The organism is Streptomyces sp. NBC_00554, assembly GCF_041431135.1.
Lineage (GTDB): Bacteria > Actinomycetota > Actinomycetes > Streptomycetales > Streptomycetaceae > Streptomyces.
Window position 1 is genome coordinate 6,107,464 of the sequence record NZ_CP107799.1, and the last position, 20,095, is coordinate 6,127,558.

At 71.6% G+C, this 20,095-nt stretch carries 12 protein-coding genes; 5 read left to right on the forward strand and 7 right to left on the reverse strand.

The window, feature by feature from the left end:
* Window positions 1-13: 13 nt before the first annotated feature.
* The gene (locus OG266_RS26960) at window positions 14-1,549 is read left to right on the forward strand and encodes a hypothetical protein (protein ID WP_371548823.1); all 1,536 of its coding nucleotides are present in this window, start codon (window positions 14-16) and stop codon (window positions 1,547-1,549) included.
* Between the two features lie 125 nt (window positions 1,550-1,674).
* Here OG266_RS26960 and OG266_RS26965 read toward each other — a convergent pair whose 3' ends face one another.
* Window positions 1,675-2,163: a MarR family winged helix-turn-helix transcriptional regulator gene (locus OG266_RS26965; RefSeq protein ID WP_266460775.1), complete on the reverse strand. Its 489-nt coding sequence runs from the start codon at window positions 2,161-2,163 to the stop codon at window positions 1,675-1,677.
* A 124-nt stretch (window positions 2,164-2,287) separates the two neighbouring features.
* On the opposite strand from OG266_RS26965, the gene OG266_RS26970 reads away from it, so the two are divergent.
* Window positions 2,288-2,701, forward strand: coding sequence for an organic hydroperoxide resistance protein (locus OG266_RS26970; RefSeq protein WP_266460778.1), 414 nt, complete (start codon window positions 2,288-2,290; stop codon window positions 2,699-2,701).
* 32 nt (window positions 2,702-2,733) lie between these two features.
* Here OG266_RS26970 and OG266_RS26975 read toward each other — a convergent pair whose 3' ends face one another.
* The 6 genes from OG266_RS26975 to OG266_RS27000 all read right to left on the reverse strand — a co-directional run bounded on the left by OG266_RS26975 (window position 2,734) and on the right by OG266_RS27000 (window position 15,038).
* Window positions 2,734-4,293: a hypothetical protein gene (locus tag OG266_RS26975; protein WP_371548824.1), complete on the reverse strand. Its 1,560-nt coding sequence runs from the start codon at window positions 4,291-4,293 to the stop codon at window positions 2,734-2,736.
* A gap of 339 nt (window positions 4,294-4,632) precedes the next feature.
* A complete protein-coding gene (locus OG266_RS26980; RefSeq protein WP_371548825.1) occupies window positions 4,633-6,915 on the reverse strand; it encodes a CDP-glycerol glycerophosphotransferase family protein in 2,283 nt (760 codons plus the stop codon).
* Window positions 6,916-7,033: 118 nt separating this feature from the next.
* A complete protein-coding gene (locus OG266_RS26985; protein ID WP_371548826.1) occupies window positions 7,034-7,915 on the reverse strand; it encodes a carbohydrate ABC transporter permease in 882 nt (293 codons plus the stop codon).
* Complete coding sequence (locus tag OG266_RS26990) at window positions 7,912-9,273, reverse strand: carbohydrate ABC transporter permease (RefSeq protein ID WP_371548827.1); 1,362 nt, start codon at window positions 9,271-9,273, stop codon at window positions 7,912-7,914. The genes OG266_RS26985 and OG266_RS26990 overlap by 4 nt, the downstream gene beginning before the upstream one ends.
* Before the next feature lie 11 nt (window positions 9,274-9,284).
* The gene (locus OG266_RS26995; RefSeq protein WP_371548828.1) at window positions 9,285-10,694 is read right to left on the reverse strand and encodes an ABC transporter substrate-binding protein; all 1,410 of its coding nucleotides are present in this window, start codon (window positions 10,692-10,694) and stop codon (window positions 9,285-9,287) included.
* A 732-nt stretch (window positions 10,695-11,426) separates the two neighbouring features.
* Window positions 11,427-15,038, reverse strand: a complete 3,612-nt coding sequence (locus tag OG266_RS27000) for an FHA domain-containing protein (protein WP_371548829.1) — start codon at window positions 15,036-15,038, stop codon at window positions 11,427-11,429.
* A 442-nt stretch (window positions 15,039-15,480) separates the two neighbouring features.
* Here OG266_RS27000 and OG266_RS27005 point away from each other — a divergent pair, with 442 nt between their 5' ends.
* From OG266_RS27005 to prfB, 3 genes are all read left to right on the forward strand, one after another.
* A complete protein-coding gene (locus tag OG266_RS27005; protein WP_371548830.1) occupies window positions 15,481-17,190 on the forward strand; it encodes a protein kinase in 1,710 nt (569 codons plus the stop codon).
* 126 nt (window positions 17,191-17,316) lie between these two features.
* Window positions 17,317-18,561, forward strand: coding sequence for a serine/threonine-protein kinase (locus tag OG266_RS27010; protein WP_371548831.1), 1,245 nt, complete (start codon window positions 17,317-17,319; stop codon window positions 18,559-18,561).
* A 199-nt stretch (window positions 18,562-18,760) separates the two neighbouring features.
* Entirely contained in the window at window positions 18,761-19,867 is a 1,107-nt protein-coding gene (prfB, locus tag OG266_RS27015) for a peptide chain release factor 2 (protein ID WP_266460808.1), read from the forward strand.
* Window positions 19,868-20,095: the final 228 nt, after the last annotated feature.

A 20,095-nucleotide genomic window follows, 5' to 3' on the forward strand; every position in this document is an offset into this window, starting at 1 on the left:
CAAGATCTTGCCCATGGTGAGCTCGTGGGCTAGGCGGCCGGAGGCCGGACGTACCGAGGCCGTGGCCGTGCTCATGCCCGTGACCGTCATGCTCGCGATCGGGCTCTGGGGCCTCGACCGCGGCGGCATGTGGCGGGACGAGGCCGTCACCTTCCAGGTCGCGCGGCGCTCGGTTCCGCAGATCTGGCAGCTGCTGCACAGCGTGGACGCGGTACACGGCCTGTACTACCTCCTCATGCACGTCGTCCTCACCCCGCACCCCGGCGAGGTCGCCCTCCGGCTCCCGTCGGTCTGCGGGGCCGCCGCGACCGCGGGCCTCGTCGCCGCCATGGGCGTCCGACTGTGCCGCCCGCGGGTCGGCCTGTGGGCGGGTCTGCTGTACGCCGTCACGCCCATGACCGGCCACTTCGCGCAGGAGGGACGGTCGTACGCGCTGGTCGCGGCGGGGGTGGCGGGGGCGACGCTGCTTCTGGTGAGGGCCCTGCGGACGGGGGGCTGGTGGGCGTACGGCGGGACGGTCGCCGTCACCTGCCTGCTGCACGAGTTCGCGGTGCTGGTGCTGCTCGCCCACGCCGGGACTCTGGCGCTCGCGCGGGTGCCCCGACGGGTGTGGTGGAGGTGGGGGTGCGCGGCCGGCGCCGCGCTGCTGGTGCTGCTGCCGCTCGCCCTCGTCTCGCAGGGCCAGTCCGCCCAGGTCGCATGGCTGCCGATGCCCGGATTCGGAAGCGCGGACCGCTTGTTACGGGCCTTCGCGGGCCCGAGGCAGCTGGTTTTCGTGCCGTACCTGGTCCTCATCGCCCTGGCCCTGCGGTCCCCGCTCGCGCGGCGGGGCGAGCTGACGCTCCGGGCGGTCGCCCTGCCCCTGATGATCGTCCCGCCCGCTGTGCTGATGACGGTGTCCCGCTTCTGGCCGCTGTACGACGAGCGCTATGTGCTGTACGCCCTCGCCGGGGCGCCGCTACTGGCCGCCGCCGGGGCGGAACGCCTGGTGGCGATGGTGCCGCGGCTCGCCCTCAGCAGCCTTTCCGGTGTCCTCACCGGCGTCCTCGCCATCGCCCTGGTCTTCGTCTGGCAGCTCCCCCTCCTCCGGAAGGACCGCATCCCGGACCGCCGCCCCGACAACCTCGCCGTCGTCTCCGCCGTCGCTGGGCGCGAACTGCGGCCCGGGGACCCGGTCCTGTTCCTGCCCTCGCTCGTACGACGCTCCGCGCTGGCGTACCCGAACGGCTTCCGCGGCGTGCGGGACATCGCGCTCAGGGAGCCCGGGCCGGTGTCCGGCACCCTGTACGGGCAGGAGACGAACCCGGGCGAACTGCGGCGACGGCTCGACCGCCTCGACCGGGTCTGGGTGGTCGCCGAGCCGTTCGCCCTGCGGCCGGCCTGGTATCCGGGCAGCGCGACGGAGCGACTCAAACTCACCGTGGTCGGCGAGGAGTTCGTGCCTCGGGAGGAGGTGGCCCGGAAGGGGGTGACGCTTCGGTTGTACGTGCGCAGGAGCGCCCCGGAAGGGGGTGACGCATCGATTTACGCGCACAGAGCCGCCCCGTAGGGGGTGACGCTTCGGCCGAACGCGCACAGAAGCGCCCCTTCAGGGGCGCGGGGAACTGCGCGACCAGCCCCCACCGGCCCGCAGCTTCGAACCGCCCCTTGCGAAGCTCGGACGCAGCCGGGCGTCTAATCCAGCGCGGCGTCGTCCAGCGCCGCCGTCAGGCGGTCAAGACGCTCCCGCAGCTCACGGATCTCCTCGAAGCTCGCCCCCGTCGCGGCGGCGATCCGCCGCGGCACGAGCAGCGCACGCTCGCGCAGAGCGACGCCCTCCTCGGTGAGGTGGACGTGCACGGAACGCTCGTCGAGGGCGCTGCGCTCACGACGTACGAGCCCCGCCACCTCCAGCCGCTTCAGCAGCGGCGACAACGTCCCGGAGTCGAGCCGCAGATGTTCGCCGACCTTCTTCACGGGCAGCTCGCCCTGCTCCCACAGCACCAGCATCACCAGGTACTGCGGGTAGGTGAGCCCGAGGTCCTTGAGGAGCACGCGGTACACGCCGCCGAAGGCGCGCGACGCGGCGTTCAGGGAGAAGCAGATCTGGTTGTCGAGGCGCAGGAAGTCCCCGTCGGGCGGGGCCTGGGCGCTCGTGGTCGTCGGGGTCTGCATGGCGGTCATGGGTCCAGGATAGCTCTAGTCCGCCATTTAGTTGTGCACAATTGAATTGCGTGCTCTAATTGAGTCCGTGAGGCGGCCGGACCGGCCGCTCCGGCAAGATCTTGACTCGAGAGGGATGCTCCCCATGGACGCGATCTACACCGCTGTCGCCACCGCCACCCACGGCCGCGAGGGCCGCGCCGTCAGCTCCGACGGCAAGCTCGACCTCCAGCTGGGCATCCCGGTGGCGATGGGCGGCAACGGCCAGGGCACCAACCCCGAGCAGCTCTTCGCCGCCGGTTACGCCGCCTGTTTCGCCAGCGCCCTCGCCGTCGTCGGCCGTATGGCGAAGGTCGACGTCAGTGAGTCCGCCGTGACCGGCGAGGTCGGCATAGGCAAGCAGGGCGAGGGCTTCGCCCTGAAGGTCACGCTCCGTATCGAGCTGCCCGACACCGTGGACGAGGCCACCGGCCGCAAGCTGGTCGAGCAGGCCCACCAGGTCTGCCCCTACTCCAACGCGACCCGCGGCAACATCCCGGTCGACCTCGTCATCGAGTAGTCCCCGGAATCATCGAGCAGTCCCCGGACTGCTCAGCGCCCGACCCGCGCCAGCACCTCGCCCGTCTCCTCGCTCCACGCCACCACCACCGCCTCCTCGGGCACCCGCTGCCTGCGCGTCAGCAGCAGCCAGCGCACGTCGTAGCGGCGGACCACGGCGGTGCGCTGGGCGCGGGTCGACGACGGGGCGAGGTAGGCGCGGACCGCCGCGAGCCGCCGCTGCCGTTCCCCCTCGTCGAGGGCGGGATCGGGCAGGGCGGGCGCGGCGAGGTCGACGCCGTGGCCAGGGATCAGGCGGACCGCGTAGTACCCGTCGGCGATGACCGCCTCGCCTGGCTCGATGTGCCGCGCGGCCCAGGCGTACGTCGGCCAGCGCGGCGGCTGTTCGAAGCCGACCGGGTCGAGCGAGCGCGGTACGACGGCCCCGGCCTGCACGGTGAGGAAGCCGACGCAGGCCCCCGTGGCCGCCACCGCCCCGAGCCATCGCCGCCGGGCGGGCCACGGCCGCGGCGCCGCCAGCTCCACCGCGAGCGCGAACTGCGGCGGCACCAGCGTGAGCCCCATGATCCCGCCGTACGCGTAGTGCCCGCTCACCCAGCCGTACGCCACCGCCGCGCACTCCAGCACGAACATGAGCACGAGCGGATCCCGTCTTGACCTCCGCGCCCGCAGCCACAGCGCGGGCACCCCGGCGAGCGCCAGCCAGAAGTGCCCCGGCATCCCCTCGTACAGCCGCTCGTACGTCGCGTCCGCCGGCGCCACGACATCGAAGTACGGCCAGCAGGCGGCGACCAGCAGGGCCGTCCCGCCCGCCAGTGCCCACCGCCCCACCACGCCGGCCCGCCACCCGCGCTCCCATCCCGCGACGAGCGCCACCGCGCCGAGTACCGCCGCGACGAACGTGATCGAGTGCACCAGCAGGATCAGCCCGTACAGGGCGCCGAGCCCGGCGTACCCGGAGAAGCTCCCGAGTCCGCTCGGGCCGACGTACCGGATCGCACGGCTGCCCCCGCGGCCGCCCCCTCCCGCGCGCGTACCCGTCAACGCCCAGGCCCAGAAGGCCAGTCCGACGGCGAACGTCGAGGGATCGCCGAGGTTCCCCGTCATGGGCATCAGCGCGAGGAAGCCGCTCCACGAGACCCGCTCGGTGCCCCACAGGAGCGTCATCGCGGCGAGTGCGAGCACGGGTGCCCAGGGCCTGCGCGGGGCCAGAACGCGGACGAAGCGGCCGATGCCGGTCAGCAGGACCAGCAGGTTCAGCGGTCCCGACAGCCGTACGACCTCCCAGCCGCCCAGGCCCGACAGCCGGGCGAAGGCTCCCTGCGCCACGGCGTACGGCGAGTAGTACGGGCTGCCCGCGCCGGGCAGGTCCGCCGTCGGGTGGAGAGGGTGGAGGAGGCTTGCGCTGAGCCGTTCGACGACCGCCGCGTGCAGGCCCGCGTCGCAGCACAGCGGGACGCGCCAGTACGCGAGCGACATCACCAGCCAGAACAAGCCGCCGAAGACCTGGTACGGGGTTGGGCGCCAGGAGGCACCGCCGCGCAGTGCGGTGGCGCCGCGCACGGCCCCTCGGAGGACGACGTCGGCGCTCACCGGGTGGAGGGACGGGGCTGGGCGGTGGCTCGGGGCATTTGTCGTCTATTCCCGCCGACGTCGGCCGCCTAAGCGCTCCGCTGGAAGTGCGGGAACGCGTCGTCGATCGTCTGAGGCGCCGTCGTGGCTGGTCGCGCCGTTCCCCGCGCCCCTTCAGGGCCCGCGCGAACCGCAGCGGACTTCATCCGCCCTGCTCAGCGGTCCGTCACCTCATTGGGTGCGCTCGGCGGCTCCATGAGCGTGCGCCGAGGTGGGCGTTCATCGCCCCGGCCGCCCGGCCGGCCGCCAGGTGACCGGGCGATTGGGTGTGGGCCTGCTGGAGGACATGGGCGTTCCGGTTCAGAGGGTCTCGGCGACGGGGACGGACATGGGCCCGGCGGGCCCCGGGACGGTTGCGAGGGGCGCGAGCTGGAGGGCCGCGGCGGCCGACGGGACGGGATGCCGGTCGGACAGCGGCACGACCGGCACCCCGCTCTCGCCCAGCACGACCCGGCGTACGACCCGCTCGGCGGCGCGCCCGTCGTCGTACGGGCAGAAGCGCTCACGGAACGCGGCCCGCAGCTGCGTCGAGCGCGAGCCGCGCCAGTGGCCGGTCGCGAAGATGTCGATCAGCTCGTCCTCGCTGCGCGCGACCGCGCCCGGCGGAAAGGCGCGCAGGTCGAAGTAGGTGCCGCGGGCCGCCTCGTACGCCTCCCAGTCGTCGGCGTGGACCACGATCGGGCGGTCGAGGTTGGCGTAGTCGAACATCAGGGACGAGTAGTCGGTGACCAGCGCGTCCGAGGCGAGACACAGGGACTCGATGCTCGGGTGGTCGGTGACGTCGATCAGGCGGCCGCCCGAGGCGTGCGTGAGAGGGGCGTCGTACGAGTGGTGCGCGCGGGTGAGCACCACGAAGCGCGGGCCGAGTTGGCGCAGTACGCGTTCCAGGTCGAGGGTGTGGCGCTGGGTGCGGCGGTAGTCGCGGTACGTCGGCGCGTACAGGACGGCGACGGTGCCCTCGGGGATGCCGAGCGACTCGCGCAGCCGGGCCACGTCCGCCGAAGTCGCCTGCTGGAACACGTCGTTGCGCGGGAGGCCGTACTCCAGCGTGGTGTACGCGGCCGGGAACACGCGCTCCCAGACCAGGGTGGAGTGGCGGTTGGCGGACAGGCAGTAGTCCCAGTCGTCGGCGCCGCGCAGCAGCTCGGCGAAGTCGGTGTCGCGGGCTGCCGCCGGGCGGTCCTGGAGGTCGAGGCCCATGTGCTTGAGCGGGGTGCCGTGCTGGGTCTGGACCATGATCTGGCCGGGGCGCTTGACCAGTCCGCCGTCGAAGTCGACGTTGTTCACGAGGTACTTGGAGCGGGCGAGCGCCGTCCAGTACGCGGCCGAACTGGGGCGGACCCGGCGCGTCGAGGCCGGGATCGTGTGGTGGTACTCGGGGCGCGCGATCCACGTGGTGCGGATGTGCGGCGCGAAGGTGCGGAACGCGGACTCCAGGGCGCCCGGGTTGCAGCCGTGGCCGCGGCCCCGGTGGCTGGAGAAGACGGCGCGGTCGGCACGCAGCGGGAGGCGGCGCTGCACGCGGTAGTGGAGCCGGAGGGCGGCGCCGCGTGCTCGGTGGATCAGCTTCGAACTGAGCTTCAAGGCACGCCTGTTGATGCTCGACGCCAGGGAGAGGAGACGGTAGATGCGGTGGGTGCCCAGGCGGACCAGCGCGTGCCGCAGGCGGGTACGGACGCGGATCCGGGCGCCCGGGGTGCGGTAACGGCGGTAGTGGTCACGGGACTTGCGCAGGAAGTCGGCGCGGGAGCCGCGGGGCAGCCGGCCACGCTCGACGAACACCGTGGAGACGTGGTCGACCATGCGGCGGAACAGGACCGGGCGCCAGTGGGCCAGCTCCGGGTGCGAGTCGAGATACGTGAAAACACGGTCGTACTGCTCGAAGATGTCGAAGTGCCTGACGCCGCTGGTGCTGCGGGTGCCGCTCGCGGTGCTCGTGGTGAGGCGGCGTCGGCGGTGGTGGACGCAGACCCGGTCGAGGGTGGCGATCGTCTCCGCGGACATCAGCACCGGATACGTCCAGGGCGTGGCCTCGTAGCGGCCGGTCGGGAAGGTGAAGCCGCCGCGCTCGATGAACTCCCGGCGGTACACCTTGTTCCACGCGACCGGCAGGGCCGTGAGCAGCGCCGGCCGGTCGTCCAGCCGGAAGGGGGCCGGGCCTTCCTCCGTCAGCTGCTGCGCCGACTGGTTGCGGACGGCCTCGCCCGACCAGTACGTGTGCGCGTAGTCGTGGACCAGGACGTCCGGTTCGGAGGTCTCCTTCAGGCGGTCGGCGATCGCTCGCAGCGCGTCCGGGGTGAGGGTGTCGTCGCCGTCCAGGAAGATCAGGTAGTCGCCGCTCGCGTGGGCGAGGCCCGCGTTGCGGGCGCGGCCCAGGCCCGCGTTCTCCGGCAGGTGTACGGGGCGTACGCGGGCGTCGCGGGCCGCGAACTCGTCGATGAGCGCGCCGCAGGCGTCGGGCGAGCAGTCGTCCACCGCGATCAGTTCGAGGTCCGGACAGGACTGTCCGAGGACGGATTCGAGGCACTCGCTCAAGTACGCCTGAACCTTGTACGCGGGGACGATGACACTGAACCTGGGCAAGGCACATCCATGGGTCGGCGCGGGCAGACTGCCCGGGAACGGCCGAAGGGGGCACCTGGTTACGCGAGTTGCGGCATCCGGGGGAATTTCCGGGTGCCGCAACTCGGTGCTTTCGCCGCTACTTCACCGCGCCCGCCATCACCCCGGACACGAACTGCCGCTGGAACGCGAAGAACACGGCCAGCGGGATCACCATCGAGATGAAGGCGCCGGGCGCCAGGATCTCGATGTTGCTGCCGAACTGCCGTACCTGCTGCTGCAGGGCGACCGTCAGCGGCTGCGACTGCGAGTCCGAGAACACCAGGGCGACCAGCATGTCGTTCCACACCCACAGGAACTGGAAGATCCCCAGGGACGCGATCGCCGGCATGCCCAGCGGAAGGACGACGGTCGCGAAGAGCCGCGCCTCTCCCGCGCCGTCCAGGCGTGCCGCCTCCAGGAGTTCACGCGGGATCTCCGCGAAGAAGTTGCGCAGGAGGAAGATCGCGAAGGGGAGTCCGAAGCCCACGTGGAAGAGGACGACACCGATGATGTCGCCGAAGATCCCGATCTTCCCGAAGAGGTTGGAGAGCGGGATCAGCGCCACCTGCACGGGTACGACGAGCAGCGCCACCACGGCCATGAACCACCAGTCGCGGCCCTTGAAGTCCATCCACGCGAAGGCGTATCCGGCCATCGCGCCGATGATGACGACCAGCAGCGTCGCCGGGACCGTGATGTAGATGGTGTTGAACAGGGCGCTGGTGACGTCGTCGTTCTCCAGGAGCGACTGGTAGCTGTTGGTGGTCAGCTGGGCGGGGGCCGAGAAGACCTTCCACCAGCCCGACGCGGCGATGTCGGTCGGGTCGCGGAACGACGAGACCAGCAGGCCGAAGGCGGGAACCAGCCAGAACAGCGCGACCAGGAGCAGGAAGACGCGCAGCGCGCCGCCGGCCGCGCCGCTCGCCAGCCGGGCGGCGAGGGAGCGCTTGGCGCGTACGGACGTGTCGAGTGCGGTCACCGCTGGCGCTCCTTCCTGAGACGGCGGAGATTGACGTACATCATCGGCAGGACGAGCAGCAGCAGGATGACGCCGATCGCGCTGCCCACGCCGTAGTTGCCCCCGCCGCCGAAGGACGACTGGAACAGCTGCAGGGCGAGGACGTTGGCGTCGTCCTGGCTGGGCTGCGGCGCGATGATGTAGATCAGGTCGAAGATCTTCATCACGTTGATCATCAGCGTGACCAGGACGACGATCAGGACCGGAGCGAGGAGCGGGACGGTGACCCTTCTGAACACCTGCCACTCGTTCGCGCCGTCCACCCTCGCCGCCTCGAGGAGATTGCGGTCAACTCCCGCGAGGCCCGCGGCGATCAGCACCATCGCGAAGCCCGCCCACATCCACACGTAGCTGCCGATGATGGCCGGTGTCACGAGCGTCGGGCCGAGCCAGTCGATGCCGTTGTAGGGGGCCGCGAAGTTCGAGCCGGGCAGGCGGAGTTGGGCTCCGTCGGCCTCCTTGGGGAGGGTGAAGGTGCCGTCGGCGCCGCTGGTGGCGGAGGCGACGGTCTTGCCGTCCTTCACGGCTTCGACCTTCACGCCCTTCAGGGCCTTCTCGCCCGGGTCGACCTTGCCCTTCTCGCCGCCTCCGCCGAGCTTGAAGTCCAGCCACACCGTGCCGGTGATTCCTTCAGAGCCGGGTGTCGGTGACTTCGCGTCCTCGGGGGTGCCGGGGAGCTTGTTCGGTGCGATGCCGACCAGCGGGAGCAGCGCGGGTGAGCCCGCCTGGACGGTTCCCGTACTGGTGAAGGAACCGCCGCCGGACGCCTTCAGGTCGCTCACCTGGGCGTTCGGCCTCGCCTTCGGATAGACGGAGGAGTCGACGAACGCGTCGTGCACGGACGTCACGATCGCGTTCGCCACGCCCTGTTCCGGGTCCTGCTCGTACACCAGCCGGAAGATGATGCCCGCGGCGAGCATCGAGATCGCCATCGGCATGAAGATGATCAGCTTGAACGCCGTACCCCAGCGCACCCGTTCGGTCAGCACGGCGAAGATCAGGCCGAGCACCGTGACCAGTGCCGGGGCGACGGCGACCCAGATCGCGGTGTTCTTCACTGCGGTCAGTGTCGAGTCGGTGGTGAAGATGTCGATGTAGTTGTCCAGGCCTACGAAGCCCGAACCGGCGGCGTCGTAGAGGCTGCGCCAGACCGAGTACCCGATCGGGTAGACCACGAGCGAACCGAGCAGGATGAGGGCGGGCAGCAGAAACAGCACCGCCACCCACAGCCTCGTCCCGGTCACGCTCTTGCGCGTTCTTCCGACGGAGGGCACCGAGAGTTCGCCGGTGCCGTCCGCCTTCGCTGTCGAAGACGACATGCCGCGCGCCGTCAGCTGCTCTTGTACGCCTTGGCGGCGTCGGCCTCGAGTTTGCTCTGGGCGCCCGCGACGTCCGACGGGTTCTTCAGGAAGTCCTGCAGGTCCTTCCACTCGCCGACACCCTGCGTGCCGCCGAAGGCCGCCGGGGCCTGGTCGGACATGTCGAAGCGGAAGTCGTCACCCGCAGCGAGCAGGGCCTTGGCGATGTCCCGGGTGACATCGTCCTTGTAACTGGCCTGGTCCATCTCCTTGTTGGGGGAGAGGAAGCCGCCCTGTGCCGCCCAGATCTCGGCCGCGTCCGTCGAGGCGAGGAAGGTCAGCAGCGCCTGGGCGCCCGCTCCGTCCTTCAGCGCCACGGCGACGTCGCCGCCGCTGACCACGGGGGCCTGGTCGCCGACCGCCGGGAACGGGAAGACCTTGGCGTCCGTGCCCACCTTCGCCTTGGTGTCCGCGTTGATGTTCGCCGTCACGAAGTCGCCCTCGAAGACCATCCCCGCCGGGGTGTCACCCGAGAACGTCTGCGTCACCGACTTCGGGAACTCCGTCTGCAGCGCGCCCGAACGGCCGCCCGCGATCAGGTCGTCCTTGCCCCACAGCTCGGCGAGCGTGGTGAGCGCGGCCTTGACGGAGGGGTCCGTCCACTTGATCTCGTGCGCGGCCAGCTGGTCGTACTTCTCCGGGCCCGCCTGGGAGAGGTACACGTTCTCGAACCAGTCCGTGAGCGTCCAGCCGTCGGCTCCGCCGATGGAGACGGCGGGGGAGCCGGCGTCGGAGAGTGTCTGCGCGGTGGCGATGAAATCCTTCCAGGTGGTGGGCGTGTCGGTGATGCCTGCGGCTTCGAACGCCGCGGTGTTGTACCAGACCAGGGACTTGTTGGCGGCCTTCACATAGATGCCGTACTGCTTGCCCTCGTACGCGCCCAGGTCCTTCCAGCCCGCTGAGAAGTTCTTGTCCAGCTGGGCCTGGGCGTCGGTGCCGATGTCCTTCAGCCAGCCCTTCTCTGCGAACTGGTGCAGGACGCCGACCTGGGGGAGGAACGCCACGTCCGGCGGCTTGCCGCCCTCGATCTTGGTACCGAGGAAGGTGGAGGTGTTGTTGCCGGTCGGCACGAAGTTGACCGTGGCGCCGGTGCGCTTCTCGAACTCGTCCAGGACCTTGGTGAAGTTGGCCTGCTCGGGGCCGGTCCAGACGGCCGCGACTTCGAGGGTCTGCCCGTTAAGTTTGGGGAGTTGGACGGAGGCGGCGCTTTCCGGGGCGCCGCTGCTTTCCGTGCCGCCCGTGTTGTCGTCGCTGTCGCCGCCGCATGCGGTGAGAGTGAGGGCGCCTGCGATGACCGCGGCCGCGGTGGCTGTTGCGGCTCTGCGTGACCTGTGGTGTGTCGAGCTCTCGGGCGACCTGCGTGTACGAATCCTGCTGCGCATCTTTGCCCCGTTCATCGTTCCTCGTCGAACGTTCTGCGCTGTCCCGTGCGGTCTGGTCTACGCCCGTGTCTGCGAGGGCGGCAAGAGCGCCGACGCTGTCAAGGGAGCGATCGTGACCGCGTCGTGACGTGTTCTGGCGGGTGGGGGGTTCGCCTGCTGTCCGGTGGGTGGGTCGGGGGCGTGCCGGTACGTCCGCCCGTCGCCGCCGGATCAGACGTTGGCCGGGCAGTGAAACGTCCGGTGACGCGAACGTACGCGACGGGCTTTGGACGTACCGGCACGCCCCCGACCCACGCCGGTGGGCGGCTGCGGGGTGTCCGGTGGGGGCCCGCTCCTCGAACGCCTACGGCGTCCGGTGGGCGGGGCGGTGCCGTCCCGATCCCCCGCCCACCCGGCGGGAGCTGCATCCTTCAGCCCAGGGAGTCACCATCCGGCCCGTCGGGCGTTCGAGGAGAGGCGGTGCCGTCCCAATCCCCCACCCACCCACCGAGGCCGCGGTTTCAGCCCGTCGGGCGTTTGAGGAGAGGCGGTGCCGTCCCGATCCCCCACCCGCCCGTGGGGGCTGCGCTTTTCAGCTCGGGGCAGGTATCTCCAGCCCGTCCGGCGTTTGAGGACGAGCCCTTCGGGCGAACGGGGGTCTGGGGGCGGAGCCCCCAGGTACGGGTTGGGTAGGGGCGGAGGGGGCGAAAGAAATCGAGGTCGGCACCGGTGCCTGGGGTTAGGGGTTAGGGGTTAGAGGAGGGACGGGACCTCCGTGGCGGATACCGAGCGGGCGGCTCGTTCCAGGGCGCTGGCCAGGAGGGCCAGGTCTGTGGGGCCGTTGCCGAGTTCTCGGACGGGGCGGCGGGCCGGGGGGTCGCCCATGCGGTGCCATTCGAGGGGGACGACCGTGGGGCGGAGGGTCGCCGTACGGGGGATGCGTCCCGTGACCCGGCCTGCTTGGAAGGGCGTGACCCGTCCGTCGGGGCCGAGAAGGTGGCCTCGGCCTGGCGCGGGCTCGTCCGGCCCCTGCGCCGACGACACCTCGTCCAGCGTGACCCGGATCGCCGCGGCCCGGGCGAGCTCGGAATCCGAGGTACGCCCCTCCACCCCGGCGGCAGCCACGAGATGCACCCCGAGCCGCTCCCCTTCACGGGCAACCGCCTCCAGCGCCCGTACGACCGACCCGGCCGAAGGCCGCCCCAGCGACCCCAACGCGGGGGAGAGCAACGCATCCAGGTCGTCGACGACCACGACGAGCCGGGCCAGCGGCGGCCCCGGCTCCGCCCGCTCCCGCGCCGCCGCCGGCCGCAGCCGCAGCGTCGAACTGGGCGGCGCGTCGAGATCCCCGGCACCGGAGGACCCCCCGCCCGCCGAGCGCTGCGTGACCATCCGCCCCGACACCTCGCGCCGGGTGTGCCACTCCGTGAAGTCGAGCCGGCCGAGCAACTCCGCCCGCCGCTTCAGTTCAGCGCTCAGGGACTGGGCGAACTCCCGCATCCGTACGGGGTCGTTGGCGGCGAGGTGCGTGGTGACATGAGGGAGGTCCGTACAGACGCGCAGCCCCTCGCCATTGCCCCCGGTGCCGTCCCGGCCGTCTATCAGGACGATCCCGAGCCGGTCCGGGCGCTCGGCTGCGGCGAGGGACGCGGCGATGGAGCGCAGCAGTTCCGTACGGCCGCTGCCCGACGGGCCCTCGATCAGCAGATGCGGGCCCTCCGCCGCGAGGTCCACACAGACGGGTCCGCGCGGCCCGGCACCGAGCACGGCCCAGCCGCGCCCGCCCAGCGCCTCCGCGTCGTCGCCCGCGTCCGCCCAACGTGCCATCAGCGACGCCGGGGTGGCCCGCGCCAGCCCCAACTCGTCGAGGAGCCGCGCCACATGAGGCAACGGCACGGACACCCGCGTGTGCCGCTCCCCTTGCGGACCATCCGTACGCAAGGGAGCCAACGCCCGCGCGAACCGCTCCGCCCATGCCACCGACACCGCGTCCACCGCGGCGACGGTGCCACGGCCCACGGGGCCACGAGGCAGGTGTCCGGGGGAGTGGGCGGTAGGGGGGGTGAGGTGAGAGGAGTTGGGGTGAGAGGCGTTGGGGTGAGCAGGAGAGGGGCGGAGGGATCCGGAGTGGGTGGATTCGGCGTGCGCCGCGCCGCCTTGTGTGGATCCGTGCGGGGATCCGTTGTTGTTGCGGCCGGTGCGTGCCGAGCCGTCCTGGGAGGGGTCGCCGTGTGCGGGCCCGTTGTCCATGGACCCAGGGTGGGCCGATCCGGAGTGCGTGGGCTCGGGGCCCTCCGGGGCGCCCTGTGCCACCCGCAGCAACCGCAGCGCCGTGGCCACATCGCCGCTGAGCAGCGCGACCGCCCCGCACTCCCGGAACGCCGGTGACGTCTCGCACGCCGCCTCGTACGTGTCCCTCACGGGTGACGCCGGTGACGCGGATGCCGTCTCGGCCAGGCAGATGACGTGTATGCCGGCCCGCGAACCCTCGTGTGCCAGCCGTGCCACGGACTCGCGTACGTCGGCTCCGCCGGGGTCGCCGTCCACGACCACGACCGTGTACGGCCCGTCGAAGGCGCCGTCCGCAGGGTCCTCGTCCCGCGCCCACGAGGGCCGTCGGGCTCCGGCGCGGCCTGCGTCGTCACGGGGAGCGCCCGGCGTCTGCGGGTGGTCGTCCAGGCGGCGGAGGAGTTCCTCGGTGCGGGCCGTGGCCTGTTCGCGGTCGTACGCGAGCAGGAGGCGGCAGTCCTGGCCGTGGGTGGGGCGGAGGTGGGGGAGCCAGCCGAGCCAGGACCACTCGGCGGTGCGTTCCTCCACCGTGCGGGAACGGTCCGTGCTGATCAGGACGATCTCCAGCGCGTCCGGCGAGTGCAGCGCGGCGAGCTGTGCCACGACCGCGCGGGCCAGCCCCGTGAGGCGTTCCCTCGGTCCGGCGAGGCCCAGTGCGCCGGCCTCGCGCAGGTCGGCGGTGACCGGCACGGCGGGCAGCAGGCCGGAACCGTCGGGCGCCGCCCGGTCCGCCGTGCCCAGCCGGACCGTCAGCGCCTCCGGGTGCCCCGGGCCGCGTTCCCACAGCCTCGGTCCCGGACCCAGCGCGGTGAGCAGCAGTGCCGCGGGGTCGGGCCAGCTCTCCGGCGACCGCGTCACCACCGGGGGGTCCTCCTCCGCAGCGGCTTCCCCGTCGTCGTACGGGTCCTGCCCGGCTTCCGACGGCTCCGCGCGCCCGCCGGTCAGGCGCCGGGCCCATGCGCCGAGTCCGCCCCGCTTGCGTACGCCCGACGGCACGTCCGTACCCCGGGGTGGGGTGCCCTTTCGCGTGCCCGTGGCAGAAGTGGCAGAAGTGGCAGAAGTGGCAGGAGTGGCAGAAGTGTCGGAAGCGGTCGAGCTGCCGGGGGCGCTGTCCCTGTCGCGGGGGGCCTCAGCTGCGCTGGAGGATCCCCGAGTCTCGATCCGGGGCGCCCCGCCCTGTTCCGGTACGACCGGACCGTGGTCCTGTGCTGCGGGGACGCCGCCCGCGGCTCCCCACTCCGCCGATCCGTAGCCGTGATGTGTCTCTCCTTCGGGCGGGACCGCGCCGGCTCCGGCCGTCCCGGTGGCGGTCGAGAACGACGTCCGGGTTTGGGAGGCGCCTCCCACGCGCGCGTGGGGCACGTTCGCCGTCGGTGCGGGCCGGGTGCGTTCGGCGCCGTCGGCAGGAGCAGCGGCATCCCGCGTATCCCCCTGGACCGTCACCCGGACGTGGCCTTCGCCGTCGGGTGTCGTCCCCACGGACCCCGTGACCTCGGGCGGAGCCAGCCTCAGGGCCGATTCGCCGACGCGCAGGAGCGCCCCCGGGGCGAAGCGGACCGGGCGGGTGCCCACACGGGTGCCGTTGAGCGTCGTGCCGTTCGTGGAGCCGAGGTCGGCGACCGAGACGCGGCCCTCGGGGGTGACCGTGACCGCGCAGTGCAGGCGGGAGACGTCGGGGTCGTCCAGCGGCACGTCCGCGTCGGCGGAGCGGCCGATGCGGATCTGGCCGCCGTGCAGCAGGTGGACGCCGCCCGCGTCGGGGCCCGCGATCACCTGGAGCTGGGCGGCGACGTCGTCCACGTCGGGACCGGGCTCCGCGGGGGAACCCAGGGACAGCACGGCGCCGTCGGTCAGCGGTGGCTCGCCCACGGTGCAGCGCTGGGCGTCGAGGCGCTCGGCGCCCGCGTACAGCACGACCTGGCTGTCACTCCCGCCGACCGCCGAGGCGAGTGCCGAGGCCACCGCGGCCAGAGCCGTCCCGGCCGGGGCCGTGACGAGCACATCGCAGACCGCGGCTCGCCCCCGCGGCTCCGAGGGCGGGCCCAACGGGTCTACGACGGTCAGCCGGATCTGCATCGCCGTCAGCGGTCCCTTCCGCGCGGGTGTCCGCGACGAGGACGAGGCTGCGCTGTGGTCCCCCCACCGCAGATTCCCCCACCGCACACGGGCACGTCGGCCAGTACTGGAGGCATCCTCGCACCTGCCACTGACAACACGCCCGCCCCCCACCCGTAAGTGATCTTGATTGGTCGGCTCTGCCCGTAAAAGTTCCTGACCAGTGCCCTACCCGTGCCCGAGCGGTGCCCGCTTGAGATCGGTCACGTTCACGTCTCGGCAACCAACCGACCGGACCGAGCGTCTTTCCATCGAACATGTACGGCAACTGGTACGTAAGCGACTATGGGGCGCACGGGATGCGGGGGGCGGCACAGGAAGACGACAGTCCAGTGCTATGTATCCCGGCACTACAGTGGGTCGGAATCAGCAGGCGACCAGCAAGCAACAGGGAGCGCATGACGTGCGGCCGGTAGGGAGCAAGTACCTCCTTGAGGAGCCGTTGGGACGCGGCGCCACAGGCACCGTCTGGCGCGCTCGCCAGCGGGAGACGGCAGGCGCCGAGGCGGCCGTCCAGGGCCAGCCCGGCGAGACCGTGGCGATCAAGGTCCTCAAGGAAGAGCTCGCCAGCGACCCCGACATCGTGATGCGGTTCCTGCGGGAGCGCTCCGTGCTGCTCCGGCTGACCCACCCGAACATCGTGCGCGTACGGGATCTCGTCGTCGAAGGCGATCTGCTCGCGCTCGTCATGGACCTGATCGACGGTCCCGACCTGCACCGCTATCTCCGCGAGAACGGGCCGCTCAGCCCCGTCGCCGCCGCCCTCCTGACCGCCCAGGTCGCCGACGCGCTCGCCGCCAGCCATGCCGACGGCGTCGTCCACCGGGACCTGAAGCCCGCGAACGTCCTGCTCATGCAGCAGGGCGGCCAGATGCACCCGATGCTGACGGACTTCGGCATCGCCCGGCTCGCGGACTCCCCGGGGCTGACCCGGACCCATGAGTTCGTCGGCACGCCCGCGTATGTCGCGCCCGAGTCCGCGGAGGGGCGTCCGCAGACGTCCGCCGTCGACATCTACGGGGCGGGCATTTTGATGTACGAGCTGGTCACCGGGCGTCCGCCGTTCGGCGGCGGGTCCGCGCTCGAAGTGCTGCACCAGCACCTGAGCGCCGAGCCGCGCCGCCCGTCGACCGTCCCCGACCCCCTGTGGACCGTCATCGAGCGCTGCCTGCGCAAGAACCCGGACGAGCGGCCCAGCGCCGAGAACCTCGCCCGCGGACTGCGTACGGTCGCCGCGGGCATCGGTGTGCACGCGAACTCCGCGCAGATCATGGCCGCCGAGGGGGTGGGGGCACTCCTCGTCCCCGACCCGTCCCCGGCGACCGTCCCCGGCATGCCCGGCGCCGCCGATCCCACCCAGGTGCTGCCGCACGGCGCGGGCTCGTACGACCCGAACGCCGCGACCAGCTACCTCCCGCACACCGGTGCCGCCGACCCCACCGCCGTACTCCCCAACCGCGGCGCGGCCGACCCGACCGCCGTCATGCCGCCCGTGCCGCAGAACCAGCCGGGCGGGCAGGGCGGCCCCGAGGACCCGCACCCCTGGCAGAACCAGCTGCGCGCGGCCCGCGACCGCAACGAGGCGACGCAGGTCCAGTACCTCGACCCGAACGAGGACCCGCTGCGCCGCCGCCCCCAGCGGCAGGTCGCACGTCCCCAGCAGCGCCCGCAACAGCAGCGCCCGCCGCAGGGACAGCAGCCGCCGCCCGGATACGGATATCCGCAGCAGCAACAGCCGCAGCAGTACGCGCCTCAGCACCAGCAGCCCCAGCGTCAGCAGCCTCAGCCGCAGCACCAGCAGCCGCAGCGGTACGCGCCCGCGCCGCAGCAGCCCCAGCAGCCCGCGCCGCGTGAACCGCGCGAGCCCCGGCAGCGCAGCGCCAACCCGATGAAGATTCCCGGGCTCGGCTGCCTCAAGGGGTGCCTGTTCACCGTCGTCATCCTCTTTGTCGCCGCGTGGCTGATCTGGGAGTTGAGTCCCCTTCAGGAATGGATTGGGAGCACCCGGAGTTTCTGGGGCCAGCTGACTGAGATGTACAACACCGTCTCCGGGTGGGTCGGGGATCTCGGCGGAGGTTCCAGCGGTAGTTCCGGCGGTAGTTCCGGGCAGTAATTCGGGACTTCTGGGAACCGAGTCTGGGGATTTGTCGACACCTGGCGGGTGATTTCCGTCCTGGGAGTGAAGGTTGGCTCTTCGGACGCGTAGTTTTAGCGACAACACGCGTCTGTAGGAGCAGCCTTGGCACGGAAGATCGGCAGCCGGTACACCGCCAACCAGATCCTGGGGCGGGGCAGCGCCGGCACGGTGTGGCTGGGCGAGGGGCCCGACGGGCCCGTCGCCGTCAAGCTGCTGCGCGAGGACCTCGCGTCCGACCAGGAGCTCGTGGGGCGCTTCGTGCAGGAACGCACGGCGCTGCTCGGGCTCGATCATCCGCATGTGGTCGCGGTGAGGGATCTCGTCGTCGACGGCAACGACCTCGCGCTCGTCATGGATCTCGTCCGTGGCACCGATCTGCGCACCCGGCTCGACCGGGAGCGGCGGCTCGCCCCCGAGGCCGCGGTCGCGATCGTGGCCGATGTCGCGGACGGGCTGGCGGCGGCGCACGCCGCGGGGGTCGTCCACCGGGACGTGAAGCCGGAGAACGTGCTGCTCGACATGCAGGGGCCGCTCGGGCCCGGCGGCTCGCACCCCGCGCTCCTCACCGACTTCGGTGTGGCCAAGCTCATCGACTCGCCCCGGCGGACCCGCGCGACGAAGATCATCGGTACGCCGGACTATCTCGCGCCCGAGATCATCGAGGGGCTGCCGCCCCGGGCCGCCGTCGACATCTACGCCCTGGCGACCGTCCTGTACGAGCTCCTCGCCGGGTTCACGCCCTTCGGCGGCGGACACCCCGGGGCGGTGCTGCGGCGGCATGTGACGGAGACGGTCGTTCCGCTGCCGGGGATCCCTGACGAGCTGTGGCAGCTGCTCGTGCAGTGTCTGGCGAAGGCGCCGGCGTCGCGGCTGCGGGCGTCCGAGCTGGGGGCGCGGTTGCGGGAGCAGCTGCCTCTGCTGGCCGGGATGCCGCCGCTCGACGTGGATTCGCCGGATGCGGAGTCCGAGGAGGACGAGAGGTACGAGGAGGCCGCCGAGCCGTCCGCTCCGCGGGCCCCGGCGGGGGTACGGCGGGGGGCCGTGCCGCTCGTGCCGGGGGCTGTGTCCGACTCGAACCGGGACACCCATACGTCGATGCGGGTGCCGGGGCCGGATGAGCTGGCGGGTGGGGCGCGGGGTACTGCTCGTGTTCCGCGGGCCGCGGGGGCGCCGCGGCCAGGGTCCGCGCGGCATCGGGCCTCCGCTCGGCGGCGGCGGATCACTCTGGGGGCGGCGGCTGTCGCCCTCGTCGCCGCGGTGGGCGTGGGGACGTGGCTCGCCACCTCGGGGGACGAGGCGGGATCCACACCTCCGGACACGAAGAACTCGGCGCCGGCGTCTCCGTGACCGTGGGTTTGTTCGCCCCCTCCGCCCCTGCCCGTCCCGTTTCTGGGGGCTCCGCCCCCAGACCCCCGTGTCGCGCTGACGCGCTCGTCCTCAAACGCCGGACGGGCTGAAACGGGGCGGAGGGGGCGAAAACCCACCCCCCAGCCCCGCCCCGGACCGAGGGGCCGGCCCCGGTTGTCGTAGCCGTTACGCTGGAGGCGTGGCAGTCGTCGATGTATCCGAAGAGCTCAAGTCCCTCTCCTCGACCATGGAGTCGATCGAGGCCGTCCTGGACCTCGACAAGATGAGGGCAGATGTCGCCGTGCTCGAGGAGCAGGCGGCCGCGCCGTCCCTGTGGGACGACCCGGACGAGGCGCAGAAGATCACCAGCAAGCTGAGCCACCTCCAGGCGGAGGTCAGGAAGGCCGAGGCGCTGCGCGGGCGTATCGACGATCTGAGCGTGCTCTTCGAGATGGCCGAGGAGGAGGACGACCCGGACACCCGTGCCGAGGCCGAGACGGAGCTCACGGCCGTCAAGAAGGCGCTGGACGAGATGGAAGTCCGGACCCTGCTCTCCGGCGAGTACGACTCCCGCGAGGCCGTCGTCACCATCCGCGCCGAGGCCGGCGGCGTCGACGCCTCCGACTTCACCGAGAAGCTGCAGCGCATGTACCTGCGCTGGGCGGAGCGCCACGGCTACAAGACGGAGCTCTACGAGACCTCGTACGCGGAAGAGGCCGGCATCAAGTCGACCACCTTCGCCGTCCACGTCCCGTACGCCTACGGAACGCTCTCCGTGGAACAGGGCACCCACCGCCTTGTCCGGATCTCGCCCTTCGACAACCAGGGACGCCGCCAGACCTCGTTCGCCGGCGTCGAGATCCTGCCGGTCGTCGAGCAGACCGACCACATCGAGATCGATGAGTCCGAGCTGCGCGTGGACGTGTACCGGTCGTCGGGACCGGGCGGCCAGGGCGTCAACACGACCGACTCCGCGGTCCGCCTGACCCACCTCCCCACCGGGATCGTGGTGTCCTGCCAGAACGAGCGGTCGCAGATCCAGAACAAGGCCAGCGCGATGAACGTGCTCCAGGCCAAGCTGCTCGAGCGGCGCCGCCAGGAGGAGCAGGCCAGGATGGACGCGCTCAAGGGCGACGGCGGCAACTCCTGGGGAAACCAGATGCGTTCGTACGTCCTGCACCCGTACCAGATGGTCAAGGACCTGCGCACGGAGTTCGAAGTCGGTAACCCCGAGGCCGTGTTCAACGGTGAGATCGACGGTTTCCTCGAGGCCGGAATTCGCTGGCGCAAGCAGCAGGAGAAGTAAGCGGGTTCATCAACACCGCTTTGTCGACAAGGCAACTGCCGTCTCATGGACGGCAGTTGCCTTTTGTGTGTGGGATGTCTGGGGCTTACATCACAGTCACATGACTCACGGCAGGCAAATGATGTTGATCCGGACATCGCGCGCGCAACGACCTTGACGTTGCTTTGAAAAGTGGGGATGGTAACGCGTGGCATGCGTATCTCTGGGGCGCATGTGAACCGGGGGGCT

Coding starts and splice junctions, on each gene's coding strand:
- OG266_RS26995 (WP_371548828.1), bottom strand. CDS start 10,694: ATGCGCAGCAGGATTCGTACACGCAGGTCGCCCGAGAGCTCGACACAC.
- OG266_RS26960 (WP_371548823.1), top strand. CDS start 14: ATGGTGAGCTCGTGGGCTAGGCGGCCGGAGGCCGGACGTACCGAGGCC.
- OG266_RS26965 (WP_266460775.1), bottom strand. CDS start 2,163: ATGACCGCCATGCAGACCCCGACGACCACGAGCGCCCAGGCCCCGCCC.
- OG266_RS27000 (WP_371548829.1), bottom strand. CDS start 15,038: ATGCAGATCCGGCTGACCGTCGTAGACCCGTTGGGCCCGCCCTCGGAG.
- OG266_RS26990 (WP_371548827.1), bottom strand. CDS start 9,273: ATGTCGTCTTCGACAGCGAAGGCGGACGGCACCGGCGAACTCTCGGTG.
- OG266_RS26970 (WP_266460778.1), top strand. CDS start 2,288: ATGGACGCGATCTACACCGCTGTCGCCACCGCCACCCACGGCCGCGAG.